The following is a 25,452-nucleotide window of genomic DNA, read 5'->3' as shown; positions in this document are numbered from 1 at the left end:
AATCTTTTTTAGGAGAATTTATGCAACAAAAGTCTAATTTAACAAATAAGAATTTGTCTGCACTGAAAAATGTAGATGAAACTTTTGAAATAGAACTTAATATTGAGGGAATGAACTGTGCTTCATGCGTAAATCATGTTGAAAAAGCAATAAAATCTGTTCCTGGTATTATTGATGCTTCAGTTAACCTGGCAACTGAAAAAGCTCTGATATCATTACATAAAAATGTAAAAAAGACAACTATTATATCTGCAGTTGAAAAAGCAGGATATAAGGCCTCTTCAGTTGAAATAAATACGAATGAAAATTCTCGCATTGATAAATTGCAAAAAGGAAATGAGACTTGGAAAGTCATAATTTCAGCTTTAATCTCCTTTCCTCTTGTATTGCCAATGTTACTTATTCCTTTTTCTATTCACTGGATGCTAAATGCTTGGTTACAACTTGCACTTGCAACTTTTATTCAATTTTATTTTGGAGGTCGTTTTTATATTTCGACTTGGAAAGCAATGCGTGCAAAATCAGCAAATATGGATGTTCTAGTCGCTCTGGGCACTTCTGCAGCATATTGCATGAGTGTTTATCAAATGATTGTAAATTCAATGCAAAATTCTGGGGGAGTTTTGCATCTCTATTTTGAAAGCTCTGCTGTAATAATCACATTGATTCTTTTTGGAAAATGGCTTGAAGCCCGTGCCAAGAAAAAAACAAGCGCAGCCATTCGGGCTCTGCAATCCCTACGTCCTGACATAGCAAGAGTATTACGAAATGGAGAAGAACAGGAAATATCTATTCATTTTGTTAAAATAAAAGATATCGTTCTTGTTAAACCAGGAGAAAAAATACCAGTCGATGGAAATATAATTGAAGGTTTTACTCAAGTTGATGAATCACTCATTACGGGAGAAAGCCTTCCTGTAGATAAAGTAACAGGAAATAAAGTGACAGGCGGATCAATAAATGGAAATGGATTCATTAAAGTCACTACAACTGCTATCGGAGTTGAAGGCACACTTGCTCGAATTATTCGTCTTGTAGAAAGTGCGCAAGCTGCAAAAGCTCCCATTCAAAAGCTTGTAGACAAAGTTAGTTCAATATTTGTACCTATCATTTTAATAATAGGACTTTTAACTCTTCTATTTTGGGGTATTTTCAGTGGAAATTGGGAAAAGGCAATATTAAATACAGTCGCTGTATTGATCATCGCATGTCCATGCGCCCTTGGATTAGCAACACCGACTTCCATTATGGTTGGGACAGGAGTTGCAGCTAAACATGGAATATTAATTAAAGATGCTGAAGCTCTTGAATTAGCATATTCAATTAATATTATTGCCTTTGATAAAACAGGCACCCTTACGGTAGGAAAACCGAAGTTAACACATCTGTTACCATTCCAAATTTCAGAAAATGAATTATTAAAAGTATCTGCTGCACTCCAAACTGGCAGTGAGCATCCCTTAGCAAAAGCTATTTTAATTGCGGCTAAAGAAAATGAAATTCAAATTCCAAAAATTACAAATATTCAAGCTCTATTAGGAAAAGGAATTTCTGCAACCATTGAAGGCAAAAATTATTACTTAGGTAGCGAACAACTTCTTAAAGAATATAATGTTGATATTAATAAAGATTTAATACTTGCAGCACAAAAATTTTCTTCTGAAGGAGAAAGTATTTCTTATTTATTTGAAAAAGATACTGATTCTTGCAAATTAAAAGGACTTTTATCATTTAGTGACAGCTTAAAAAGCAGTGCAAAAGAATGTATTGCAAGTCTGCAAAAATTAGGTATTAGAACTATTCTGTTGACAGGAGACAATGCTGGGAGCGCTCAGTCAATTGCAAAGCAACTAAATATCGATCGCTTCTATTCAAATATTCTTCCTGAGGGAAAAGCCGCATTTATTACACAAATAAAATCAACTAATACAATAGTTGCAATGGTTGGAGATGGAATAAATGACGCTCCTGCATTGGTTGCTGCGGATATAGGGATTGCAATGTCAACTGGAACCGATGCTGCAATGCATGCATCGGGTATTACTCTTTTGAGAGGTGATCCTTTATTGATTCCAGACGCAATTGATATTTCAAAAAAAACATTTCAGAAAATTCGTCAAAATCTTTTTTGGGCATTTATTTATAATATAATTGGAATTCCTTTAGCTGCCATGGGCTTGCTAAACCCCATGGTTGCAGGAGCAGCCATGGCTGTGAGCAGTGTGAGTGTGATCTCAAATGCTTTGCTTTTAAAAAGATGGAAACCTGCAAATGGAATTAATAATAACTAAGTTTTATATATTCTGCACAATTAGCAAGCACAGCATCTGAAGCAAGTTTCTTCATTACAAGAAACGTGTATAAAACTTTATTAGAACTCACAATTAATAATTTATTTTTTATTTTACTTTAATTTTTAAGTTTCGCAAAATATATTGTTTAAAATTTAAAAAAGCATATTCTTTCATTCCTAAAGCTTGTTTCTAAATTTTAAATCCAAGCACACTTTTTTTTATTACAGAAGGGAAATCAAATTGTTTAGATATTTTTTATTACTCATCCTTATTACAAGTTGCACAACCACTCATATAAAAAGAGAGATTATATATCAAAATGGCCAACGCGTATATTCTGAGGAAGATGTAAAATATATTAGCGGTAAGGCAGCAGTAGACAGAGATAGCAAAGAACCTATTACTGGAATATTAAAAAAATATCATCGTGCTGGAAAAATCAGCGAAGAAATTGAATTTAAAAATGGCGTTATCGATGGAATAGCTAAGGGTTTTTACGAAAATGGAAACCTAGAATATATTATGTCTGGCTATTATCATGGTTCCTACGATACTGTTATAAGATATTATGAAGATGGCGTTATGAAATCTAAAGCTAATCATAGAAAAAATGAATTACATGGTAAACTTCTGTTATACTATGAGAATAGCCAATTACAAGGAGACTTTAATTATGTTGAAGGAAAAGAAGATGGAGACTTTAAAGTTTATTACAGACATGGCGAACTTTACTCTAATGGTACCTTTAAAAATGGAAAATTAAATGGTACAACCACATATTATCGAGAAGATGGTGAAATGTGTTTAAATGCTCATTACGAAAAAGATAAACTCATTTCAATCACACGGGTAGATGGAACTCACCTAAATAAAGAAGAAGTTAAGGAATGGCGAGAAGACAATTGGAGTTATTGCCATATTATGAGCAAAAAGAAAAACAATTGCAATGTTAAAAATAAATAAATATTTATTTTTTTAAAGATATTTTTGCTGGAGTGCTTTATATTCTTTTTTAAAAAGCAGATATTATATCTTTATTAATATTCTTCAATTTCCACGCCAATAGATTTATACCACAAAGGAATTGGCGATATAATTTTTCTTTTTTTCGTATCAAATATTCCTATAGTGAAAAGAGCTATTGAACAGATTTCATTTTTTTCATTCATAATTTCATGTTGTATTTCTAATACTTTTCCACGAATGGCTATACACTGAGTTGATATTTTAATTTTCTCTCTTAATTTCAATTCTTTTTGAAATTTAATATTCACTTCTAAAATAACTGGACCAATTCCTAATTGCTGAATTTCCTGAATACCAAAACCATTTTCAGTAATTATTTCCCAACGAGCCTCTTCACAAAGTTGTAAATAAACAGCATTGTTAACATGACCAAAGGTATCAAGATGATTTTCTTTTATCTGAATCTCATATTCATATTTTTGAGCACTTTTTAATTTATCCATATATCCTCTTTTCATTATTCTAAATCTAAATTTTGATGTGCCATTAAAGAACATCTATATATTTGTCTATAGCATTGGGATGAATATCAAACAATTCATATGAGTTATGAAAAAACGATTTTTATTGCTATGCTTCGAGTATAATATTTTAAGAGATCTAATTTTATTTTTATAAAAATAAATAAAAAGGCAAAAAAATGAGAATATTTAATATATTAAGATTCATTGCTAAATCTTCCCTTCTTTACTCAAGCTCACTTTTTGGGCAAACAAATTACTTAATTGAAGGCAATGGACTGCTATTTATCAATCAAGGTTTTGGTATAGATTTTGAATACAAGCACGATAGCTCGCTTTCTCAAGGTATAGATTTTGAATTCTTTATTCAAAATCCTTATAATAGCAATGGAGTCAACGCAAAACGAAATATTTATACCATTGCACCAAAGCTTAGATTTTATTTTATAAATGATAAAATGGAAGGCCCATTTATGGGTGTTAAAGTTTTTTTTACATCTTCTAATAGCTCAATATCAGACTCCGACACTTCATCTACTGATAATTTTTTATATTTTGCACCAACTCTTCAGATTGGATATCGTTTTATTTCAGAAAATAAATTTTCTCTTTCAGCGTATATTGGTGTAGGTATTAAATCAAAAAATAATGAATTTTCAGATGCACACATTCCTACCACAAAACAAAATAATACAGACTGGCAAAAAGCTCAGAATAAACTCAATTTAAATACATCACAGTTTCAACCTGACTATGGGATTACTTTTGGATATATATTTTAATCAAGTTTATGTTTGATTTGATTGATTGTGTTCATTCAGAATCATTTTGATATTATCTTCTGCTTGCTTATTAGAAAGCATGGATTTTTGAGCAATATACATTGTCACTAAACTAAAGATGGCAATGATGAGAAAATCATATCCCATTGAAATTTTTCCATTTCCACCATCAAACTCACCGTATCTTGTTAGAATACAGAGTCCTAATAGATAGAAAAAAATCCAAACTGCATTCTTCCAAGTTGATATATTTTCTATAAGTTCTTTACGATATATCAAACGAGACACATAAATTAAAAAACCAACAAGCACTGCTATAAAGAGCTTACTCATAATATACCAACCAGACCAATAAAGCATTAAATTACAAAAATAAAATGCAATAAACGAAATGATTTTATAACTGGGTAAGCGAAATGGTCTATCTAATTTAGGCTGTTGATGCCTTAATGCAACAAGACAAACGGGAACAATTGCATAACCTGTAATCATAGTTGAAGATAAAAATGAAACCATACTTTGCCAACCTGGAAATGGTAAAAAAGCAAGCATTCCGAAAAAGAAATTTACCCATAAACTTACACTTGGTATTCCTCTTTTATCAATTTTTTTAATTTGCTCAGGAATATATCCATTTGCGCTTAAAGCATAAAGCACACGTGTACTCGATGCCGCATAAACAATACCTGCCCCCAATGGAGAAACAACCGCATCGACATAGAGAAGCCAAGCGATCCAGCCAAAACCAAGTACAAGCGCCAAACCAGCAAGAGGTCCTGCATCACCAGAAAATGTGAGAGCACCCCATCCATTTGCTAAACTTGATTCAGGGATAGCTACTAAAAAAGAGATTTGCAATAAAATATAAAGAAGGGCACCAAGTAAAACGGATCCTATAATGGCTTTCGGAATATTTTTTTGGGGATCTTTAGTTTCAGCAGCCATCATTATACCAATTTGAAAACCATTAAAAGAAAATACTACTCCTGCAAGAGCAAGTGCAGATAATATACCATGCCAACCAAATGGAGCAAAACCTCCTGCAGATTCTAAATTTAAATTATTTGTGCCTGTGGACGCTAAGAAAAATATAAGTATTGCAAGCGCAGGAATAATAATCTTCCAAATGCTAAAAAACTTATTTGTATCAGACATAAATTTTACGCCTCGAGAATTTACATAAACGAGAGCAAGCATAAGAATTGTTGCGGTTACGTATCCTATACCAGTCAAATGGTAAACTTTGTCTTCAACGCGGGTCAATGCAGGATAAAAATTACTCATATATTGTATTGTTGCCTGAACTTCAATTGGTGTAAGTACCAAAAAAGATAGCCAAGATATCCAGCCAAGAAGAAAACCTGCAAGTTTTCCGTGCGTAAAGAAAGGATAATTTGCAATACCACCTGCAATTGGAAAAAGAGTTCCTAATTCAGCAAAAGTTAATGCAATTATAATTATAATTACAGTTGCAATAAGCCATGTAATAATAGAAGCTGGACCTGCAAGTTGAGCCGCATAATGAGAGCTAAAAAGCCAACCAGAACCTACCATTGCACCTATCGAGGCAAACATTACGCCTCCTGCTCCTATCTGTCGCTTAAATTGCATAAATTATCTCCATTTCAAAAAAACACTAATATAAAAGCAACAAATGATTTAACCTAATTTTTTATGCATGTCTAATAAATGTTAGAATCTAAACCGCTCAAAATGCTATTTCTGAAGTTGAAAAATCTAAGCTCAAGAGTCTATTTTTAACTTTTATAATTAATCCAAATATTATTTAATACATAAAAAAATAATTAAATCCATAATATTTTATAAAAAATTTAACAGATTCAATATATTTTTTAATAATTTAAAAATTAATATTTATTAATTATATTATATAAATACAATTAATAAATATTGACATAATTTAAAAAATAAACTAAACACTTTAAATTGTGAGATATTTTATTCCACTTTTATTTTTATGGAGTTTATATGAAAATTTTTATTTTTCTATTTTCATGTCTAATATTCTCAAATGCTTACTCTGAACAAAAAATATTACATTTTAATTCTGCAAGAGAGGCATTAAATTTTTTTAAAAACAATCATAAAAAAGTGCTTACTTTTATTGGATACTCTAGCGCAGAGTATGAAAATGAGAATGCAATGCTTGATATTGCTCAAAAAATACTCCTTCAAGAAGATCCTAAACACACTTTAATTAGCATTGGAGCAACTCCAGAAGGCATTGGAAAGGTTTATAGTTTAGCAAAAGAAATGAATTTTGAAACAATTGGAATTGTTTCATCACAAGCCGAAAATGACCAAGTAAAAACGTCTCCTCTAAGTGATACTGTTGTTTATATTAAAGACAATCTATGGGGTGGATATTTACCCAATACACAAATTTTATCTCCCACATCAGATGTTGTTGTGAACTTGAGTGATAAAATTATTGTCATTGGTGGAGGAGGAGTAGGTCGTGACGAAATGCTTTACTCTTACAAAATAAAAAAAGATATAATATTTTTTCCTGCTGACTTGAATCATAAAATTTCAAAAAGCAAAAATCCACAATCAAATGATTATTCTGGAGACGCTTATAAGGAACATAAGAAATACTTTAGACTAAATGATTAGCATTTTTATTTTGAACTTATCTTAATTTATATTATTTGATTTATCATAGAGTATTTAAATTAATATTAAAATTTATTAAATTCTATGATTTATATTAAACAAATCATTGCTATAGTTAGTTATAGAATACGTAAAAATGAATGCCTATTTCCTTAGATTCGCTCGATAATAAAAATATTTCATGAATTATTGAAACAAATAATTATTACAAATACTTAAAATTATTGGAATTCATTTTTAAGTTAAATAGACAAATTATATATTAATTGCTAGGTTTGTAACTTTGGACACTGTTTTCTTAAACAAAGGAGAGTGATATGAAAGGTGACGTACAAGTCATAAAAGCGTTAAATGAAGTCTTAACGGGCGAACTCACAGCTATTAACCAGTATTTTTTACACGCAAGAATGTGTAAAAATTGGGGTTATAATCGCATTGCTGAATTTACATACAAAGAATCCATCGAAGAAATGAAACATGCTCAAAGCCTACTTGATCGCATTCTTTTCTTGGAAGGAGTTCCCAATCTACAAAAGCTAGATAAGCTCAATATTGGCGAAAATGTAAAAGAACAATTTGAAGCAGACCTTGCCCTTGAGTTTATGGCTCTTGAAAGACTTAAGAAAGGGATTGATGCTTGCGAAGCTGCTCGTGACCATACAAGTTGTGAACTTCTTGAACATATTTTAGAAGAAGAAGAAAACCACATTGATTGGCTCGAAGCACAACTCGGACTTATTAAAGACATCGGGTTAGAGAACTACTTGGCTCAGCAATTGCATGAGAAGAACTCATAGATATTTCCCCTTTTTTCGATACCTCTGACTCCACCATAGAAACAAGGGCATCGAGACAACAACCACAACCAAGTCCTGCATTGCATTCACGCTGTATGTCTTCTGTTGTGGTTTTTCCATTTTCCATTAGTTTTTTAATTTCATGACAAGAAATACCATAACATAAACACATGAGCATAATTTGTTCCCTTCTAATCAGCTTTTTAAGCATCGGTTGTAAGCTACATGATATGAGAACAATTCTCAAGAGTCATTGATAACTATTCTCATTATCATATAAATATTTAATAAAAACAAAATGTTAAATAAAATATGTCAAAATTCTTGCCCATCGTTTTTGCCTCTACTTTGTATAACTTCAAAAAGAATTTGCAATTGTGGCATCTTGCTTTTTAAAAGTGTTAATAAGAGTTGAAAAGAATTTCTGTTTTTGATGCTTAAAGTAGTATTTTAAGGAGTCTGCTCAATGGAACAAAATGGAGTAAATGTCGCAATAATCGGTACAGGAATTTCTGGACTGCGTACGGCATATTTATTAAGTAAAAGAACAGATCAAAAACTTAAAAATATTACATTATTTGAAAGAAATGATTACCTTGGCGGTGTTATTAGAAATACAAAAAAAAATGGTTACTTACTCGAACATGGGGCACAAGGAGTTTTGCTTTCAAGAGAAACATTTAAAACTTGTATCGATGATCTCAAGCTTAATCATAAATTATTATTTCCCCCTACAAAAAAGCTAAAACGCTTTCTATTAACCCCATCTGAGATAATTGCTCTTTCCCCAAATTTATTTAAATTCAAAAGAAAAGGATTGATTAGAATTCGCGATATATTAAGAATTATTTTCGAAATTTTTATAAGAAAGCCTGTAATTCAAAATCCAAATGAATCCTTATATTCATTTTTTTCGCGACGTTTTGGAAAGGCTTTTGCCTCTACTTTTCTTGTCCCACTCTCATTTGGTATTTGGGGAGGAAGTTCACGTAAATTATTAATTCGTTATACGTTTCCGCAATTATTAAAACTAGAAAACGGTTATGGTAGTTTATTTAGAGCAGCTTTTTATACTTTTTTTAAGAAACTATTTTATAAAAAAGAAAAAATAGTTTTAGGTTTAGCAAGTTTTCCAGAAGGAATGCATTGTTTAATAGATAATTTACACAAAGAATTAAAAGAAAACTGCTCTAGAAATAATATTCAACTTAATTTAAAACTAACTGCTAGTGTAAGAGAAATTAATAAAGACAAAAATAAACTCGAACTTAAATATCAAATTTTAAATGAAGATAATGTAATTAGAGAGGATTATGACTGTGTCATTTATACGGGCCAACCTTGGCGTGATTCGCACATATCTATTGCATCCACTTTTCCAGAGATCAACAATCCTTTTCAAACTTTAAGAAATATAGAGTCTCATAGTATTGCTGTTATAGGACTTGGCGGAAAAGACACTGAAAAAAGAGCCCCTCAAGGTTTTGGAGCTTTAGCAGGTGAATGGTCAAATGATATACTTGGAATTATATTTATTCATTCAACTTATCCCTCACATACTCCTGAAAACTCTTTTTTATATAGAGTTATGTTAGGTGGAGATAGAGATTTAGATATTAATTTACTGTCAGATGAAGAACTTCTTGAACTCAGCAAAAAGCGACTTAGAGAAGCAAAGATTATATCTGACAAAACAAAATTTGAATTTACAGAAGTTGTTAAATGGGAAAAATATCTTCCTTTATCAACAGAACTACAAGATAAAGTAATTCAATCTGTCTGGCAATTGGAAGCTCTTATGCCGGGTTTATTTTTTGCAGGTAATTACATTAAAGGACCAGCTGTTCCAGATTGCCTTGCACAGGCTAATGAAACAGCTGAAAAAGTCATAAAATATATTAATGAGTTAATTTAATAAAATTAGCGAACTTCATTCCAAGAAGAAATAATTTTATTTACAAGTCCATACTCTTGCGCTTCGTGTGCAGTCATCCAATAATCACGTTCAATATCTTTTCGCACCCGATCAAGTGACTGCTTAGTTTCTTTAGTATATAATTCAGCAATTTTTTCACGAGTTCTTAGTATTTCTTTAGCATGAATTTCAATATCTGAAGCCTGCCCTTGAATACTTCCACCGATAAGTGGTTGGTGTATTAAAAGACGCGCATTTGGAAGAGAATATCTATGCTTTGGTTCAGCTGCTAATAAAATAACTGTTGCAATACTCGCTGCTAAACCTGTAACAATGATTTTAACCTCTGGACGAATGAATCGAATGGTATCGTAGATGCCAAATCCAGAATTAACTTCGCCACCTGGACTATTTAAAAATATCCAAATGTCTTTTGCAGTATCAGCAGACTCAAGGGCAAGTAATTGTTCAATAATTTTTTTTGCTGACTTGGATGTGATTGCTTCTGATAACACGATAAGGCGTTGATCAAATAATTTTTTATTGGTTGTTGATTCCATTAGAGAAGAGAGTTCATCTAGATTCGACATTTTTTCGGACTCCTTTGTGTTTCAAAATAAGAAACATTCATAACAGAAAGTATAATTCTAATAAGAAAGCGGGACAAGCTCAGAAATGACAAAAAAAATCCTTGTTGGCAACGATCTGGTTCATATTCCACGCTTTGAGCGTTCTCTCCAAGTAGGTAATTTTATACAAAAGATATTTCATCCCAATGAAATTCTCTATTGTGAAAAGAAAGTTTTACAAAAATCTTCCTCATATGCAGCTCGTTATGCAGCAAAAGAAGCTTTTTCAAAGGCTTTAGGAACGGGTCTTTACGCTAAAGGCGTTGCTTTTACAGATATTTGGATTGAAAATGAAGAAAGTGGACGACCCTTTTTAAATATTGCGGAAAATATTAAAATACTATTAAAAGAATTAAACATTGATGACTTTGATATTTCATTAAGCCACCACATAGATTATGCAATGGCCACAGTTATTCTTTTTAGAAATTAATTTTCTTTTTGAGTTTATTTTACAAAACCAGCTTTTTCTAAAAAGCGGGTTGAATGTTTTCCTTGCATAAAATCAGGATGCTTTAATACTTCTAAATGAAATGGAATATTTGTTCTAATTCCATCCACTATAAATTCTTTCAGTGCACATTCCATTTTTTTAATGGCAAGCTCACGTGTATCAGCTGTTACAATGAGTTTTGTTAACATAGAGTCATAATAAGGCACCACAGTGTAGCCATGATAAACAAAACCATCAACTCTAACGCCCAAGCCGCCTGGACTTGAGTAAGCTGTTATTTTTCCTGGCCAAGGTGCAAAACTTTTTGGATCTTCTGCATTGATTCTGCATTCGATAGCATGCCCTTTGATTTTCACATCTTCTTGCGAAAATGGTAATGCCTCACCCATTGCAACCTGTATTTGTGTGCGAACAAGGTCAATTCCTGTGATTTGTTCCGTTACAGGATGTTCAACTTGTATACGCGTATTCATTTCCATAAAATATACGTTTTTATCATCATCCATGAGAAATTCAACAGTACCTGCGCCATGATAGCCCACTTCTTTTGCTAAAGCGACTGCATAGGCCCCAATACGAGAGCGCTCTTTTTCATTTAACAAATTGCAAGGAGCTTCTTCGATGACTTTTTGGTGACGGCGTTGTACACTGCAATCTCTTTCACCTAAATGAACGATATTACCATGCTTATCGGCCATAATTTGAATTTCAACATGACGTGGATTTTCAAGATATTTTTCGAGATAAACTTCGGAATTACCAAAAGCCGCTGCTGCTTCTTGTCGGCAAGTAAAATAGGCTTTTTCAAGATCTTCATCTTTGTGAACGATTTTCATACCACGACCACCGCCACCGCCACTGGCTTTTAATATAACGGGAAAGCCGATTTCTTTTGCAGATTTTTTAGCAATATCAATGCTTTCAATTGCAGATTTAGACCCTGGTAAAAAAGGCAAACCTGCTTTACGTGCAACATCACGAGCCGCAACCTTTTCGCCTAATTGGCGCATTTGTTCTGGAGTGGGTCCAATAAATGTAATATTACACTTTCTACAGATTTCAGCAAAACCTGCATTTTCAGATAAAAAACCATAGCCTGGATGAATAGCATCGGCACCACTGACTTCTGCGGCTGCAATAATTGCGGGAATATGAAGATAACTTTTCTTACTCTCTGCTGGACCAATACAAATACTTTCATCAGCTAACTTTGCATGAAGACTATGAGCATCTGCTTGAGAATAAATTGCGACACTTTTGATACCGAGTTCACGACATGCACGAATAATACGTACGGCGATTTCACCACGGTTGGCGATTAGAATTTTTTTCATTTAAGTTTACTCACAATATTTAATTTGTTTACTTAGATGGAGCAACAATAAAAAGTGGAGTGCCAAATTCAACAGGTTTTGCATTCTCTGCTAAAATTGCAACAATTTCCCCGTCAATTTCAGCTTCAATTTCATTCATAAGTTTCATAGCTTCTACAATGCAAAGAGCCTGTCCTTTTTTAATTTTTGAACCATTTTCTACAAATGGTGCCACTTCAGGACTAGGCGATCTATAAAAAGTACCTACAAATGGGCTCGTGATAGTGGTCCCTTCTGGCAACTTTTTAGGTTCATTTTTGTCTTCAGTCTTCATAATTGCAGATGGATTTTCAGATGTGCTATCTGAGGAATCTAAATTATTTAATGAAGTCTGTGAAACCTGCGTAGCATTTGCTACTTTTGATGTGGCAGCAGTGTATGCTTGCGATTGAAATAAAGATGTTTGACCTACATTTCTTGCCAAAGAAATTTTTTCCGCAGAAGATTCAGCCTGTACAACATCAAATCCATGCTTTGCCATAAGTGTCATTAATTTTTCAATTTTAGATACATCAATCATTATTTTTTCCTCTAAATATATATCTTGCTTACAAAGTAATAGCAAAGACATAATGTACCAAGAAAGATTAAAAGGATAATTTTAATCCATTTTCAAACACCCTTAGACTTCTCTAATTCTTAAAGTAAAGTCAAGAACTTGCGTTAAAAAACCATTGAAATAAGTTAAACTTTTACTTTTCTTTAAAAAAAAAGCCGGCGGCCGTAGAGTCACCGGTTTTATAAACAAAAGAGGTTGTGTAAGTAAACTTATTTTCTATTTACACGATCAACATAGACATTTTCTCTTGTGTCGACTCGTAAAATATCCCCTTCGTTAATATGAAAAGGCACACTCACAACAAGACCTGTTTCAAGTTTTGCGGGTTTGCTTCCACCAGTGGCTGTATCACCACGCACACCTGGGGCTGTTTCAACAACTTTAAGCTCAACAAAAGTATCTGTTTCAACTCCAATTGGCTTACCGTTGAAAAAAACAACCTTTATAACTGAGTTCTCGATAAGATAGTTCTTTGTGTCGCCAACTTCAAGGTTTGTGAGCGATATTTGTTCGTAGTTGCCTGTATCCATGAAGTTGAACCCATCAGCATCTGCATAAAGAAATTGCATATTTCTTTCTTCAACATCTGGTTTTTCTAACTTATCTCCACTTTTGATATTTTGTTCAACAACTTGACCAGTACGTAAGTTTTTTACCTTGGTACGGGTAAATGCGGCACCTTTCCCAGGGCTAACATGTTGAAAATCAACGATTACCCAAGGATCATTGTTAATTAAAACTTTGAGTCCGCGACGAAACTCACGTGTATCATACATACTACTCATAAAGCACACTCCTTTTTCAGACGAAGCTGGAATTACCACCATAAATATAAAATTGCAATTAAAAGCATTTTTCCATATAAACAAAAACTCAATCAAATTGAATTATTCATATTTCAAGCCAACCTTTTATTGTATAGCCAAGCACTCCAAAATATTCATTTAAAATAGACACTGATTTTGCGGCATTTGCAAAATTAAAAGCCCCTTCTCCAAATCCTTCTAAAGTTGCTACCGGCACAGGACAGACATCAAAACCTTGTCTTAAGAAAACCCTTTTGGCGCGAAACATGTGCTGAGAACTTGTCAAAAGAATAATTTTTTTTCTAAAATTCTTTTTTTCAAATATATCTTTTGCAAATAGAGCATTTTGATAAGTATTTTTACTTTTTGTTTCGGCAATTAAATTAAAGTGATCAATATTTTTTCCATATGTATAAGCTGCAAATTCTTTCATAGCATCTGCTTCACTTTGCTCTACATATATATTTGTAACTCCGCCAGAAAATATTATTGGCAATTTTTCATTTATCCATTGCTTTTCAAAGCCAGAGTTTTTTAATAGATGACTCAAGCCAATAAGCCTTGTTTGAGCAACAATTCCTGGAATATTTTTTTGATAAATACCAGACCCTAGAACAATAATTCCTCCAATATTATGCAAACAACTTGGCAGTGGCTGGACAATTGTATTTTGATTAAAAATTTCACTTGCCCTAAATTGTAAATCTTTTTCTGCTTGAGAAAGGAGGGGATCTAAAAGAAATTTAGGGGTGCCTTTATAGCATAAAATTATAAGAAAAAGACTTGCGCATGTTAGTAATAGTTTTACCACTCTTTTAAAAATACAAAGCCACAATAAAAGACAACAAACTATTAGAATAATTGTGGGCAATCCTGCATCAAAGGTAAATTCTTTAAAAAGCTTTATTATACTTAAATTCCAATCTGCAATAATTGATGTTTCACTCATTTTATATTTTAATCCTTTCAATTATTTGTATTTTTTACATGCTTTTTCTTAAAGTGAGAAAAGGCCTTAGAGGTAAGTCTTAACACATGATAGAAAAAAAATAATTAACAGGAGAGCTATACATTCTTTTTTTATTTAATTATAAATAATAGGGCTATTCACAAGAAGTTGATTTATATTTTTTATCATTTATATCAAAACATTTCACAAAAGGTTGACTCGTTGTGTCACAAAAACCCGAATATATTTTACGATAGATTTGACAGTCTTTCATAGCTTCAACACCATAAAAAGAAGCATATTTATCTTTTTTTAACATCTCTGGATTTTCAACTATGAAATCTACTGAGCTTTGCTTTGTGCATGCCGTTGATAGAATAAATAAAATAAAAAGAGTTACTTTTAAAAGTATTTTGAAAAACATATAATTATTCCCCTATTGATACTTTTAATAGCTTACCTCTTTTTATTTTGTGATTCAAACGCGTATGCCTAAAAAATTACCATTCAAGACCAAAGCCCGTTTGATACTCCGTCACCCTTGTTTCAAAGAAATTCTTTTCTTTTGGTAAATCCATAATTTCATTCATCCATGGAAAAGGAGTGTCTTCTTCACCATAAATAGGCTCGAGACCTATACTTTCAATACGTCTGTCTGCAATGTAGCGAATGTATTTTGCAAATTGTGCATAAGACAGCCCAAGAACATCTCTTGGCAAAGCATCCGCAACAAAAGCATCTTCAAGCTCTACAACGTGCTCAATATTTTTTCTCACTTCATTTTGCAGTTCTTTAGTCCAAATATCTGCATTTTCTTGTATATATTGATTGATAAGTTTTGTTCCAAAACGACAGTGTAAACTCTCATCACGGACAATATATTCAAGTTGCTCTGAAGTGCCAACAAGCAAATTGCGGCGTTTAAAATTAAGTAACAAAACAAATGCACTGTAGAATTGCATTCCTTCCATACCAATATAATAAGCACAAAGATTTTTTAAAAATAGAGAACGCCCTTCCACTGTCTGAGTAGAAAAATCTGTATTTAAAATACCTTCAAGAAATTGAGCTTGAAAGTCGTGTTTATCTTTTATAGTTCCCACTCTTTTAAATTCACTAAAAACTTCTTGCTGATCCATAGAAAGTGATTCAACAATATGAGAATAACTCCATGAGTGAATGCTCTCTTGAAAAGCCTGCGCTGTTAAATATTGACGACACTCAGGATTTGTTATGTGCTTATAAATAGCCATAATAATATTATCACCAACAAGAACATCTGTGTTAGCAAAAAAAGCTAAGATTTTTTTAATTAAATGACGTTCATCATTTGTAATAAAACCTTGATTTTTCCACTGTGCAATATCCGATGCCATAGAAATTTCTTGTGGAAGCCAATGGTTTTTACAAAGGTTTTTAAATTCATCCCAAGCCCATGGATATTGAAAAGGCATAAGCTGTGTTTTTGTTTCGTTAATCAACATTTTATTTCTCCTTAAACAAAAGCAAATATTTATTGACAGGATTCACATTCTGGGTTGTCAATAGAACAAGCTTTTGCTTCGACAGGTAATTTAATTTCATTTTTTCTATTAGAAATACTAGATTTTTCTACACTTGTTGCAGCTTTTGTTCTTAAATAATATGTTGTTTTTAAGCCGCTGTGCCAAGCATAACGATACATTTCATCTATTTTTCTACCGCTTGGAGCAGACATATAAAGATTTAAACTCATAGATTGATCAATATATATTTGTCTTAAAGCAGCACAACGTATTAATTGCTCAGGCTCTATGTCAAAAGCTGTATTATAAAGCTCTTTAATATCCTCTGGTATATTTAAGCTATTTAAATCACCATCTGCTCTTTTTAATTCTCGAGATAATTCAGCGTTCCATAAACCTAAAGCTTTTAAATCATCTATTAAATATTCATTAATTATTGTGTAATCACCGCCCATGTTACTTTTTACATATAAATTTTTATATGTTGGCTCTATAGATTGCGTACAGTTAGAGATATTAGAAATAGTTGCCGTTGGTGCAACTGCTAAGCATAGACTGTTACGCATTCCTTGTGCCACTTGGGAACGAATTTCATCCCAATTTAAACTTTCTGTAAAACCATCTGCAAATAAAAGCTCAGGACAAGCTCTTAACTCTCCATTATTATCTTTAAACTGTGTTGGCGATACAGGATAATTCACATGTACACCCAATTCACAAACAGTGTCTTTTGGCACTTTACCTTTTGACCAAGTTGAACCTTGGTAAGAGCTATAAGATCCGCGTTCTTTTGCTAAATTTGCTGATGCCTTAATAGCATGAAAGCTAATATACTCAGCAATTTTTTCGGATAACCACATTGCTTCTGGCTTAGAATATGGAATTCTCTTCATATAAAGAACATCTTGAAACCCCATAAAGCCAAGGCCAACAGGACGGTGACGATGATTTGCTGTTTCTGCAGATTTAATAGGATAAAAATTTTCACTGATGACATTATCAAGCATACGCATACCTACACTCACTGCATGTGCTAATGTCTTTGCTGGATTTTCTGATTGAAATACGGCTTTTAAATTAATAGATCCTAAGTTACACACAGCTGTTTCTTCAGCATTTGTATTTAAAGTAATTTCTGTACAAAGATTACTGCTGTGTACAACACCAATATGACGTTGTGAACTTCTTAAATTACATGGATCTTTGAACGTTACCCAAGGGTGTCCCGTTTCAAAAATCATTGTTAATATTTTTCTCCACAACTGTACAGATGACACTTTTCGAAAATTTTGTAATTCTCCAAGCTCTGCTTTCTTTTCATAGTTTTCATACAGTTTTTTAAAATCTTCACCATATGAGTCATGAAGATCTTTTGCTTCTGATGGGCAAAATAAGGTCCACTCAGCATTTTGTTCAACACGCTCTAAAAATAAGTCAGGCACCCAATTAGCTGTGTTCATATCATGTGTTCTACGACGTTCATCGCCTGTATTTTTACGAAGTTCGAGAAAGTCTTCAATATCAAGATGCCATGTCTCAAGATATGCGCAAACAGCTCCTTTTCTTTTTCCGCCCTGATTTACAGCAATTGTTGAAGAATCTTGTACTTTAATAAATGGAATAACACCCTGAGAACGCCCGTTTGTTCCTTTAATCCAACTTCCGCTGGCACGAATATTAGACCAATCATTGCCAAGGCCTCCTGCATATTTTGAAAGCATTGCATTATCTGAATACTGACGATAAATATCAAGGAGATCATCTTGAGTGGTGGTCAAAAAACAAGATGACATTTGAGAATGCTTTGTCCCTGAATTAAATAGTGTGGGTGTACTTGGTACATAAAGCATTTGAGAAATAACTTCATAAAATTCAGCTGCGCATTTTGTTGCCTCTTGTGCATTTTTTTCTGCAAGAGCAACTCCCATAGCAACACGCATCCAAAAATGTTGGAATGTTTCGTAACGCTGTCCTTGTTTATGCAAAAGATAACGATCATAAAGTGTATGAGAACCTAAATAATCAAATAAATAATTTCTATCATGTCGAATGCATGAATTTAAATACTCAAGATCAAGCTCGCGCAATCTTGATGATAATTGACCTTGCTCTGTTCCAAATTTTACATATTCAGACAATGTTGGATAGAGTTTTTCCTGTTCTGGCAACTCACTCAAAGAAGCTGTTATTCCAACTGTATTTAACACTTCAAGACGCAATTCTTCAGAGAGAAGAGATGCGGCAATATAAGAATACTCTCTTCCTTGTTCTATGAGAGGTCTCACATTCAAAATAATATTTTGTAATGTTGAATTAAAATCAACAGTAGAAAAATTGAGTTCTGTGAGATTTACCTTCGGGTGAAAAGGTCTGTAAGAGTTCTTTGCCATGAAATATTTCTCCTGGTGGTACAAAGCATTGTCTTTTCTGAAACATAGGAAAGCTAAAAATAACCATACAAATGAATGGTATGAAGCGCATAGCTACACATTTGCCGCAAATCTTCACAAAAGAGGAGTTGCGACACCACAATTGGTAAGTTGTAGAGTGTCTGCACTTATCATATATAGTGTTATCCCATAACGAAAGACACTGTCAATAGTGTTAAAAATAATTTTGATGCTTAAAAATTTCTCGAATTATTTCAGGATTTAATTAAATGGCTCAATATATAAGCAGATAAAGCAACTAAAAAAGACAAATAAAATAAGTAAGTTTTATGCGACAGTCTTTTGACAGAATTGCCTACCATAAATATGTATGGAAATATAACCTTACAATCAATCTGATTAGCAGGGGGGACACTATAGAGTTAATTCCCAGCAGTCAAATGTACGGAATTATTTTTAGCAATCTTAGCAGATGCTATTTTCAAAAACGCCATAAGATTGTCGCCAGCCTGATCAAGATCCTGTCGCGTGGTTAAAGCAATTCGTGTCTTTTTAACAATAGAAAAAGTTTTAGGTTCAATAAAAATAGAGTCCATATAACGTCCAGAATGTGACCAATAAATTAAAATAACAGCAGCTACACGTTCTTTTAAAATCTGCTCTTTGGGAAGAGTATCTGGGTTGGGCATGCTATAAAATGCAGTTGGAAAATAAGGAACTATTTTTACGGCAGACAAATTATCCGCAGTAAAAGTTTGAGCAAAGGAGCCATTTGTGCAATTTGCTGAAATAACACTGCTCATTTTAGCTGGAATTTGGATAGACTTGCTTTTTAATTCTTGTCCATCAACAAAAATAGCGCATTTATTTGAATTTAATATTTTAACCGTTTTTTGCTTTATAAGGTAAGGAGCTGTAAGTGCCTTCAATTGATTTATAATTTTAACATCAATTTGTGATTCAAGATGATCTTTAAGAGCAAAAGTTGCATATTTTTCATAAATTAAAGCATATGAACGTGCCACATGCGGGATACTGTTATTTGCAATAGATGCCCAAAACGCAAGCTCCGCATAGGAAAGCCCTACGGATACAGGATTATGCGATAATAAATTTTTTGCTTCTTTCATTGCATTACGTGCTATAAAACTTACTTTTGCTGTGTGTTTTATTAGATAAGCTTCTTTTATATTTTGTGAATAAAGTTTAAGTCTTTGCTCAACATCAACATCAAATTTACCACCACTGCTGTTTGCCATCCATTCTCTATTTAAATTTCTATCTTGTATGGCCTGATAAATACCATCATCTGAAATACGGCGGGTGAAAGATGTAGAAAAATAACGGAGTAAAATTGGATCGTCAGAGGCATAAAAAACAAGTGCTTTATTGAGGGCATTCTTATCTTGAAGAGTCTGTAAAGTATTTTTACTAGAATGCTGAGTTGAAGTTTGGCAAGATGTGAATAAAACAATGAATGAAATACATATAATAATGTAAGATAATATATGAAATGCCCTTTGATTGGATTTTAAAAACTTCATAAATAATCCTCAAATACAAATTAAAAAACCTTATCTTTTTCCTTTATCGTGGGCTCCTGAAAGTTTGAGTTTATTCTTATTCTCTTCATCCTTTTGCTTTTGCTTTAAATCAAGAACTTCACAGGCTTCTTTACTGCCTTGCTGACAAAGATCCTCAAGCTTTTCCATAGAGCTTTTTTGAGGGGGTGTCGTGTCATTGAGATTGATAGCACACGAACATAAAAGGATCGCTGATGAACATAAAGCTAGAATATTTCTCATAAAAAGTGAGCCTTTCCGCAATTTAGAACTCGAAAATAAACAACAAATAAAAATAACCACAATAGTAAACAAAAAATCACAGAAGAATATACAAAACATATTTTTCATAAAATAACAATAAAAAACAACAATCATGCCGCTTTATTGTAAAATATCCATATTTATCAATCATTATATAATTTATTTAACTTAAATACTTAAAGAAGCTTGCTCTGTTTTAAGCTTAATTGCTATTTCTTTAAATTGCGCGGCTGAATAGCGATTGCTTAGATTGTGTAAAATTAAAATAACACCATTTCTCTGCTTATCTTCATCGTTAATAATACGTTTTCTAACTCTAAAAATAGTCTCATTCCCATCTACAAATGCCCAAAAATTTGATTCTTCAAAATTATCATTTCTTACTAAATTACGCAGCTGCATATAGGTGATCGACGATAAAGAAACATCTGACCAAGGCTGATACAATAAGGATTCATTTTTTGCCCCAATTATCTGCAGAAAAAGTTTATTATAATGTTCAATTTTTCCTTTATTATCTAAAACAACAATTGCATCTTCCATAGAATCAAAAACTGCATTAAGTTCATTTCTCTGCAACTTTAAATTTTTTAGATTCTTTTTATGCAAGTCAGAAAGACGCTTCCAAAGTTCTATAAATTCAATCGTCAAGACTTTTATTTCTAAAGTCTCTGGTGGAGGAAATTTTAATTTGTGATTTAAATCTGGTTTACTCTGCAAAATTTCTGATATTTTTTTTATAGGATATGCAATACGACTGGATAACCTTTCCGAAAAATAAACAGAAAATCCAAGTGCAATAAGAAAAATAAGACACGCTAAAAGAACCATCTTATTTGAAAATCTTTCTCTTGAAAGAATTAAAGTAGACAATTTATACTGATTCTCTTTCATTATTTTTTTTAAAAGTTTTCTCATTTGTAAGTAATCTTGCCTTGATATTTCATTATTTTTAATTTTATATTTATCAAAAATAAGGTGCATCTCATGTAAAATAATTGAGGTATCGTTTGTACTGTAATATTTTTCTAAAAAATCAAGAGATTGCTGAAAAGACTTTTTATTTTCAGTTACAACTAAATTTGAATTGATATTATGATCATTCAATAATTCCCAATGATCAAACATTTCAATGATAACATTGGATGCTTGAAAATTTAAAGATATTAAATTTTTGGGATTCTTACTGCTGAAATGAATAAATAAAATTAAAGTAAACCCTAGTGCTCCAAATAAAAAAACTATTTTTAAGACTTCTTTTAAAATACCTCTACGCATGGGAGGCAAAGCAATCATCTAATTTTGCCTCCACTTTCAACATTAATTATATGAACATCAACTCCAGCTGCATCATGAATAAATTCAAGTAGAATTGAACCCCGCAAACGTTCACGAATAGGTGTCAATCTTGATTTTCCAAAAACAGCATGTCTTATTTTATTATCAATAGCAAAATTAACGAGAATATCAGAGATTTTTTCTCCGTAAAGAATTTTAACTTCAGCCCCTAATTTTGTTGCCAAATCAAAATTTTGTTGAATTTTTCGTTGCAACTGGGAATCAATGTGAGCAGGATCTTCTGATTTTTTCTGAACATATGTAACAAAAACTCGACTTGATAAACGAGAAGCGAGTTTTGTTCCTTTGCGAATTAACATAGGTGCATTGTTTGGATCTGAACTCAGAGCAACCATAACTGCTTCTTCAGCAATAGCATAGTTTTCGGAAAATTCATTTTCTTGCATTTTTTGATATTGATTCCCTGCAGCTTCTCTTAAACAAATTTCTCTTAAAAAAGCTAAGTTATTATACGAAAAAAAATTTGCCAAAGCATTATCTGCTTTATCTTTTTCATATACTTTTCCAAGCCGTAATCTTTCTCTTAAATCTTCCATACTGATATCTGCCATAACAATCTGCTGAGCAAACTGTAAAACTTTATCTGGTATACGCTCGTGTACAGGGGCTTTCGTAGCCGCAACAACTCGATCTGCTATGGACTCTAAATGTTGTACATTTAGAGTGGTGATCACATTGATTTCAGCATTTAATATTTCTAAAACATCTAAAAATCTTTTTGTATTTTTACTGCCAACAATATTTGTATGCGCTAATTCATCAACAAGAACAATTTGTGGTTGCCTACTAATGACAGCATCAACATCCATTTCAGTGAATGTTTTATCACCAACATTAAATGTCTTTAAAGGCACTTGCTCAAGTCCTGCAAGAAGTGCTTGAGTTTCAGGTCTTCTATGTGGCTCAATATAAGCAATGACAACATCAAAACCTCTTTGTTTTAAACGATGTGCTTCATTTAACATGGCATAGGTTTTTCCTACTCCAGCGGCATAACCCAAAATTATTTTTAATGATCCTCGCCTTTTCGTTTCAAGTATTTCTTCAAATGTTTTCATATTAATTATTATTAAATTCGTTATCAAGTTTAAGATTTAAAAATAAAACATTTATTATATCAACGCCAAAAAAGCCGAAAATAGGTTTTTCGAGAGATGAATGAACAAGTTTCGTTACTTTATCTTCTCTTATATTTCTACTTTTCGCAACCCTTGGAATCTGTATCAGTGCGGATTGTAAAGAAATATGAGGATCAAGTCCACTGCCTGAGTATGTTACAAGTTCTACTGGAATATCAGTTCGTTTTACTGTTGGATTTCCTTTTAAAATTTTAATAATATGCATGTTTATATCTGTAAATAATTTTGGATTTGTACTAGCAAGATTTGATGGAGTAGAAGATAAACCATCGTATCCAAGCGTTCCTGCAAATGAAGGTCTACCATGAAAATATTTTGTTGAAGAAAAATTTTGGCCAATCAGATTTGCACCAACAGCTTGTGAACCTATATATTCTACCCCACCATTACTTTGTAATGGAAAGAATATTTTTCCTACAGAAGTAACTATAAGAGGATAAATACCACCCAACAAAACAAATAAAATTAAAGTTAGAAAAATGCATCTATAAATTGATTTTATCATCACTCATTCCTGTATTTAAATAATATTTAAGCTATTTATTATAACATCAACAATTTTAATTCCAATAAATGGAAGAATTATTCCACCCAGTCCGAAGACAAGAAGATTATATCTTAATAAACTCGATGCATTTCTAGGTTTATATTTCACACCTCTTAATGCTAAAGGAACAAGAATAATTATAATTAAAGCATTAAAAATTGTTGCTGAAAGAATTGCGCTATAAGGTGTTTCTAAATGCATAATATTAAATATTTCAAAACGAGGAACGCTCTCTATAAATATAGCAGGAATGATTGCAAAATATTTTGCCACATCGTTTGCAATACTAAAGGTCGTTAATGCACCCCTCGTAATTAAAAGTTGCTTTCCAATTTCAACAATTTCAATAACTTTCGTGGGATCTGAATCGAGATCAATCATATTACCAGCTTCTCTTGCTGCTTGAGTTCCCGTATTCATAGAAAGACCAACATCTGCTTGCGCAAGGGCTGGAGCATCATTTGTTCCGTCACCCGACATAGCAACCATGCGCCCTTCCTTTTTTAAAGATTTTATAAGCAATAATTTATCTTCTGGCTTTGCTTCTGAAAGAAAATCATCGACACCTGCTTCAGCAGCAATGGCAGTTGCAGTTAATTTATTATCTCCTGTTATCATAACTGTGCGTATGCCCATCGCACGAATACGCATGAAACGTGCACTTATTCCTGGTTTAACAATATCCTTTAAATATATAACACCTAAAAGCTGAGCTCCCTTTGCAACTGCTAAAGGAGTTCCTCCTAGTTTAGAAATTTTAATTACATTTTCTTGTACACACTTAGGTACTTGACCACCTAGTGAACGCACCCACCCTATAATGGCTTCTAAAGATCCTTTGCGAAATGTTTCTGTAGTTGTATCAATACCACTCATTCTCGTTTCAGCTGTGAATGGAATAGCTATGGAGTTTTTAGGAATTAAATAATGAAAGTGAAGTTCATTTGCCAACTTAACAATAGAGCGGCCTTCAGGCGTATCATCAAATGATGATGCAATGAGTGAGGCACGTGCAAGTTCTTCAACAGTGACTCCTTCTGCTGGAATAAACTCACTTGCCATACGGTTTCCAACTGTAATTGTACCAGTTTTATCAAGTAATAAAACATCGACATCTCCAGCAGCTTCAACAGCTCTTCCAGACATGGCAAGCACATTTCTTTGCAAAACACGATCCATTCCGGCAATTCCAATTGCAGATAAAAGTCCCCCAATTGTTGTGGGAATTAAACAGACAAGCAATGCAATAAGAACAACAAGAGAAACATTTAAATTTTGAAAAAGTGCGAAGGGTTTAAGAGTAAAAACAGAAAGTAAAAAAACAATCGTCAAAGCAATAAGCAAAATATTTAAAGCAATTTCATTTGGAGTTTTTTTTCTTTCAGCACCTTCAACCAACGCAATCATTTTATCTAAAAAAGACTTCCCCGGTTCGGCCGTTACTAAAACAACAATTTTATCAGAAAGAACTGTTGTACCACCTGTAACAGCAGAACGATCTCCACCAGATTCTCGAATAACGGGAGCTGATTCTCCAGTGATTGCAGATTCATCAATAGAAGCCATTCCTTCTATTACAGTGCCATCCGCTGGTATAATTTCTCCGGCAACGATAACAACTTTATCGCCTTTTAAAAGTGTTGATGCTGAAACAATTTCGTATTCGTTACTTTGTTTATTCAACCTTTTTGCTTGTGTATCTTTTCGGGTTTGTCTTAAATTTTCTGCTTGAGCTTTACCACGACCCTCTGCAATAGCCTCTGCAAAATTTGCAAATAGAACTGTAAACCAAAGCCATAAAGATATTTGTAAAGAAAATAGAGCTTCTTTATTATCCTGTGAAAAAAAATGCGTGATCATTATTAATGTGGTTATCAATGCACCCAATGCAACTATAAATATGACAGGATTAGTTATTAACTTAAAAGGATTCATTTTTGTAAATGATGCTTTAATTGCAGAAAGTATTAGTTCATTAGAGATTATTAAAGAATTTCCACCCAT

General features: G+C 32.6%; 25 protein-coding genes. 8 read left to right on the top strand and 17 right to left on the bottom strand.

Annotated elements, in window-relative coordinates; translation table 11 throughout:
* Positions 1–20 precede the first annotated feature (20 nt).
* On the top strand, positions 21–2,291 hold the full coding sequence (locus GCL57_RS02175; RefSeq protein WP_152211620.1) for a heavy metal translocating P-type ATPase: 2,271 nt from the start codon (positions 21–23) through the stop codon (positions 2,289–2,291).
* 243 nt (positions 2,292–2,534) lie between these two features.
* Positions 2,535–3,257, top strand: a complete 723-nt coding sequence (locus tag GCL57_RS02170) for a toxin-antitoxin system YwqK family antitoxin (RefSeq protein ID WP_161597554.1) — start codon at positions 2,535–2,537, stop codon at positions 3,255–3,257.
* Between the two features lie 74 nt (positions 3,258–3,331).
* Here the strand turns inward: GCL57_RS02170 and GCL57_RS02165 are convergent, their stop codons facing one another.
* The gene (locus tag GCL57_RS02165) at positions 3,332–3,763 is read right to left on the bottom strand and encodes an acyl-CoA thioesterase (protein ID WP_152211618.1); all 432 of its coding nucleotides are present in this window, start codon (positions 3,761–3,763) and stop codon (positions 3,332–3,334) included.
* A gap of 197 nt (positions 3,764–3,960) precedes the next feature.
* On the opposite strand from GCL57_RS02165, the gene GCL57_RS02160 reads away from it, so the two are divergent.
* On the top strand, positions 3,961–4,563 hold the full coding sequence (locus GCL57_RS02160; protein ID WP_152211617.1) for a DUF3575 domain-containing protein: 603 nt from the start codon (positions 3,961–3,963) through the stop codon (positions 4,561–4,563).
* Between the two features lie 6 nt (positions 4,564–4,569).
* On the opposite strand, the gene GCL57_RS02155 is transcribed toward GCL57_RS02160, so the two are convergent.
* Positions 4,570–6,174 carry an APC family permease gene (locus tag GCL57_RS02155; RefSeq protein WP_152211616.1) on the bottom strand — a complete coding sequence of 535 codons (1,605 nt, stop codon included), beginning with the start codon at positions 6,172–6,174 and terminating at the stop codon, positions 4,570–4,572.
* 378 nt (positions 6,175–6,552) lie between these two features.
* Here GCL57_RS02155 and GCL57_RS02150 point away from each other — a divergent pair, with 378 nt between their 5' ends.
* Positions 6,553–7,200, top strand: a complete 648-nt coding sequence (locus GCL57_RS02150) for a hypothetical protein (RefSeq protein WP_152211615.1) — start codon at positions 6,553–6,555, stop codon at positions 7,198–7,200.
* Between the two features lie 317 nt (positions 7,201–7,517).
* Positions 7,518–7,997 carry a bacterioferritin gene (gene bfr, locus GCL57_RS02145; protein WP_152211614.1) on the top strand — a complete coding sequence of 160 codons (480 nt, stop codon included), beginning with the start codon at positions 7,518–7,520 and terminating at the stop codon, positions 7,995–7,997.
* Here bfr and GCL57_RS02140 read toward each other — a convergent pair.
* Positions 7,939–8,175 (bottom strand): (2Fe-2S)-binding protein, encoded by a 237-nt coding sequence (locus GCL57_RS02140; RefSeq protein WP_161597553.1) that lies wholly within the window; start codon positions 8,173–8,175, stop codon positions 7,939–7,941. The genes bfr and GCL57_RS02140 overlap by 59 nt on opposite strands.
* Before the next feature lie 288 nt (positions 8,176–8,463).
* On the opposite strand from GCL57_RS02140, the gene hemG reads away from it, so the two are divergent.
* Positions 8,464–9,912, top strand: coding sequence for a protoporphyrinogen oxidase (hemG, locus tag GCL57_RS02135; protein WP_152211612.1), 1,449 nt, complete (start codon positions 8,464–8,466; stop codon positions 9,910–9,912).
* A gap of 5 nt (positions 9,913–9,917) precedes the next feature.
* On the opposite strand, the gene GCL57_RS02130 is transcribed toward hemG, so the two are convergent.
* Complete coding sequence (locus tag GCL57_RS02130) at positions 9,918–10,502, bottom strand: ATP-dependent Clp protease proteolytic subunit (protein ID WP_152211611.1); 585 nt, start codon at positions 10,500–10,502, stop codon at positions 9,918–9,920.
* Between the two features lie 85 nt (positions 10,503–10,587).
* On the opposite strand from GCL57_RS02130, the gene acpS reads away from it, so the two are divergent.
* Positions 10,588–10,974, top strand: a complete 387-nt coding sequence (gene acpS, locus GCL57_RS02125; RefSeq protein ID WP_152211610.1) for a holo-ACP synthase — start codon at positions 10,588–10,590, stop codon at positions 10,972–10,974.
* A gap of 14 nt (positions 10,975–10,988) precedes the next feature.
* On the opposite strand, the gene accC is transcribed toward acpS, so the two are convergent.
* The 7 genes from accC to GCL57_RS02090 all read right to left on the bottom strand — a co-directional run bounded on the left by accC (position 10,989) and on the right by GCL57_RS02090 (position 18,577).
* Positions 10,989–12,329, bottom strand: coding sequence for an acetyl-CoA carboxylase biotin carboxylase subunit (accC, locus tag GCL57_RS02120; protein WP_152211609.1), 1,341 nt, complete (start codon positions 12,327–12,329; stop codon positions 10,989–10,991).
* 28 nt (positions 12,330–12,357) lie between these two features.
* Complete coding sequence (gene accB, locus GCL57_RS02115; protein ID WP_161597552.1) at positions 12,358–12,888, bottom strand: acetyl-CoA carboxylase biotin carboxyl carrier protein; 531 nt, start codon at positions 12,886–12,888, stop codon at positions 12,358–12,360.
* A 248-nt stretch (positions 12,889–13,136) separates the two neighbouring features.
* Positions 13,137–13,703 carry an elongation factor P gene (gene efp / locus GCL57_RS02110; protein ID WP_425483322.1) on the bottom strand — a complete coding sequence of 189 codons (567 nt, stop codon included), beginning with the start codon at positions 13,701–13,703 and terminating at the stop codon, positions 13,137–13,139.
* Between the two features lie 115 nt (positions 13,704–13,818).
* Positions 13,819–14,682 carry a YdcF family protein gene (locus tag GCL57_RS02105; RefSeq protein ID WP_152211606.1) on the bottom strand — a complete coding sequence of 288 codons (864 nt, stop codon included), beginning with the start codon at positions 14,680–14,682 and terminating at the stop codon, positions 13,819–13,821.
* A 154-nt stretch (positions 14,683–14,836) separates the two neighbouring features.
* Positions 14,837–15,106 (bottom strand): hypothetical protein, encoded by a 270-nt coding sequence (locus GCL57_RS02100; protein ID WP_152211605.1) that lies wholly within the window; start codon positions 15,104–15,106, stop codon positions 14,837–14,839.
* 76 nt (positions 15,107–15,182) lie between these two features.
* Positions 15,183–16,166, bottom strand: a complete 984-nt coding sequence (locus GCL57_RS02095) for a ribonucleotide-diphosphate reductase subunit beta (protein WP_152211604.1) — start codon at positions 16,164–16,166, stop codon at positions 15,183–15,185.
* 29 nt (positions 16,167–16,195) lie between these two features.
* Positions 16,196–18,577, bottom strand: coding sequence for a ribonucleoside-diphosphate reductase subunit alpha (locus GCL57_RS02090; RefSeq protein WP_152211603.1), 2,382 nt, complete (start codon positions 18,575–18,577; stop codon positions 16,196–16,198).
* Between GCL57_RS02090 and GCL57_RS02085 the strand changes: the two genes are divergently transcribed.
* Positions 18,576–18,770: a hypothetical protein gene (locus GCL57_RS02085; RefSeq protein WP_152211602.1), complete on the top strand. Its 195-nt coding sequence runs from the start codon at positions 18,576–18,578 to the stop codon at positions 18,768–18,770. The two genes, GCL57_RS02090 and GCL57_RS02085, sit on opposite strands and share 2 nt — an antisense overlap.
* Before the next feature lie 229 nt (positions 18,771–18,999).
* On the opposite strand, the gene GCL57_RS02080 is transcribed toward GCL57_RS02085, so the two are convergent.
* The 6 genes from GCL57_RS02080 to kdpB all read right to left on the bottom strand — a co-directional run bounded on the left by GCL57_RS02080 (position 19,000) and on the right by kdpB (position 25,452).
* The gene (locus tag GCL57_RS02080; protein ID WP_152211601.1) at positions 19,000–20,121 is read right to left on the bottom strand and encodes a hypothetical protein; all 1,122 of its coding nucleotides are present in this window, start codon (positions 20,119–20,121) and stop codon (positions 19,000–19,002) included.
* Positions 20,122–20,151: 30 nt separating this feature from the next.
* Positions 20,152–20,382: a hypothetical protein gene (locus GCL57_RS02075; protein WP_152211600.1), complete on the bottom strand. Its 231-nt coding sequence runs from the start codon at positions 20,380–20,382 to the stop codon at positions 20,152–20,154.
* Positions 20,383–20,571: 189 nt separating this feature from the next.
* A complete protein-coding gene (locus GCL57_RS02070) occupies positions 20,572–21,699 on the bottom strand; it encodes a PAS domain S-box protein (protein WP_152211599.1) in 1,128 nt (375 codons plus the stop codon).
* Positions 21,696–22,820 carry a kinase gene (locus GCL57_RS02065; protein ID WP_152211598.1) on the bottom strand — a complete coding sequence of 375 codons (1,125 nt, stop codon included), beginning with the start codon at positions 22,818–22,820 and terminating at the stop codon, positions 21,696–21,698. The genes GCL57_RS02070 and GCL57_RS02065 overlap by 4 nt, the downstream gene beginning before the upstream one ends.
* Before the next feature lies 1 nt (position 22,821).
* Complete coding sequence (gene kdpC, locus GCL57_RS02060; RefSeq protein WP_152211597.1) at positions 22,822–23,406, bottom strand: potassium-transporting ATPase subunit KdpC; 585 nt, start codon at positions 23,404–23,406, stop codon at positions 22,822–22,824.
* 15 nt (positions 23,407–23,421) lie between these two features.
* Positions 23,422–25,452, bottom strand: a complete 2,031-nt coding sequence (gene kdpB / locus GCL57_RS02055) for a potassium-transporting ATPase subunit KdpB (RefSeq protein ID WP_152211596.1) — start codon at positions 25,450–25,452, stop codon at positions 23,422–23,424.

Source organism: Fluviispira multicolorata, assembly GCF_009208585.1.
In the GTDB taxonomy this organism is placed as follows: domain Bacteria; phylum Bdellovibrionota_B; class Oligoflexia; order Silvanigrellales; family Silvanigrellaceae; genus Silvanigrella; species Silvanigrella multicolorata.
Note: the sequence above shows the minus strand (reverse complement) of the source record. Positions and strands in the feature narration are given on the sequence as shown.

Excerpts from the sequence above, each read along its gene's own strand:
- GCL57_RS02105 (WP_152211606.1), bottom strand. The coding sequence starts at position 14,682 with ATGAGTGAAACATCAATTATTGCAGATTGGAATTTAAGTATAATAAAG.
- hemG (WP_152211612.1), top strand. The coding sequence starts at position 8,464 with ATGGAACAAAATGGAGTAAATGTCGCAATAATCGGTACAGGAATTTCT.
- GCL57_RS02070 (WP_152211599.1), bottom strand. The coding sequence starts at position 21,699 with ATGATTGCTTTGCCTCCCATGCGTAGAGGTATTTTAAAAGAAGTCTTA.
- GCL57_RS02095 (WP_152211604.1), bottom strand. The coding sequence starts at position 16,166 with ATGTTGATTAACGAAACAAAAACACAGCTTATGCCTTTTCAATATCCA.
- GCL57_RS02165 (WP_152211618.1), bottom strand. The coding sequence starts at position 3,763 with ATGGATAAATTAAAAAGTGCTCAAAAATATGAATATGAGATTCAGATA.
- GCL57_RS02150 (WP_152211615.1), top strand. The coding sequence starts at position 6,553 with ATGAAAATTTTTATTTTTCTATTTTCATGTCTAATATTCTCAAATGCT.
- GCL57_RS02090 (WP_152211603.1), bottom strand. The coding sequence starts at position 18,577 with ATGGCAAAGAACTCTTACAGACCTTTTCACCCGAAGGTAAATCTCACA.
- bfr (WP_152211614.1), top strand. The coding sequence starts at position 7,518 with ATGAAAGGTGACGTACAAGTCATAAAAGCGTTAAATGAAGTCTTAACG.
- GCL57_RS02140 (WP_161597553.1), bottom strand. The coding sequence starts at position 8,175 with ATGCTCATGTGTTTATGTTATGGTATTTCTTGTCATGAAATTAAAAAA.
- GCL57_RS02130 (WP_152211611.1), bottom strand. The coding sequence starts at position 10,502 with ATGTCGAATCTAGATGAACTCTCTTCTCTAATGGAATCAACAACCAAT.
- GCL57_RS02080 (WP_152211601.1), bottom strand. The coding sequence starts at position 20,121 with ATGAAGTTTTTAAAATCCAATCAAAGGGCATTTCATATATTATCTTAC.
- GCL57_RS02160 (WP_152211617.1), top strand. The coding sequence starts at position 3,961 with ATGAGAATATTTAATATATTAAGATTCATTGCTAAATCTTCCCTTCTT.
- accC (WP_152211609.1), bottom strand. The coding sequence starts at position 12,329 with ATGAAAAAAATTCTAATCGCCAACCGTGGTGAAATCGCCGTACGTATT.
- GCL57_RS02075 (WP_152211600.1), bottom strand. The coding sequence starts at position 20,382 with ATGAGAAATATTCTAGCTTTATGTTCATCAGCGATCCTTTTATGTTCG.
- accB (WP_161597552.1), bottom strand. The coding sequence starts at position 12,888 with ATGATTGATGTATCTAAAATTGAAAAATTAATGACACTTATGGCAAAG.
- kdpC (WP_152211597.1), bottom strand. The coding sequence starts at position 23,406 with ATGATAAAATCAATTTATAGATGCATTTTTCTAACTTTAATTTTATTT.
- acpS (WP_152211610.1), top strand. The coding sequence starts at position 10,588 with ATGACAAAAAAAATCCTTGTTGGCAACGATCTGGTTCATATTCCACGC.
- GCL57_RS02100 (WP_152211605.1), bottom strand. The coding sequence starts at position 15,106 with ATGTTTTTCAAAATACTTTTAAAAGTAACTCTTTTTATTTTATTTATT.
- efp (WP_425483322.1), bottom strand. The coding sequence starts at position 13,703 with ATGTATGATACACGTGAGTTTCGTCGCGGACTCAAAGTTTTAATTAAC.
- GCL57_RS02085 (WP_152211602.1), top strand. The coding sequence starts at position 18,576 with ATGAAATATTTCTCCTGGTGGTACAAAGCATTGTCTTTTCTGAAACAT.
- GCL57_RS02175 (WP_152211620.1), top strand. The coding sequence starts at position 21 with ATGCAACAAAAGTCTAATTTAACAAATAAGAATTTGTCTGCACTGAAA.
- GCL57_RS02065 (WP_152211598.1), bottom strand. The coding sequence starts at position 22,820 with ATGAAAACATTTGAAGAAATACTTGAAACGAAAAGGCGAGGATCATTA.
- kdpB (WP_152211596.1), bottom strand. The coding sequence starts at position 25,452 with ATGGGTGGAAATTCTTTAATAATCTCTAATGAACTAATACTTTCTGCA.
- GCL57_RS02155 (WP_152211616.1), bottom strand. The coding sequence starts at position 6,174 with ATGCAATTTAAGCGACAGATAGGAGCAGGAGGCGTAATGTTTGCCTCG.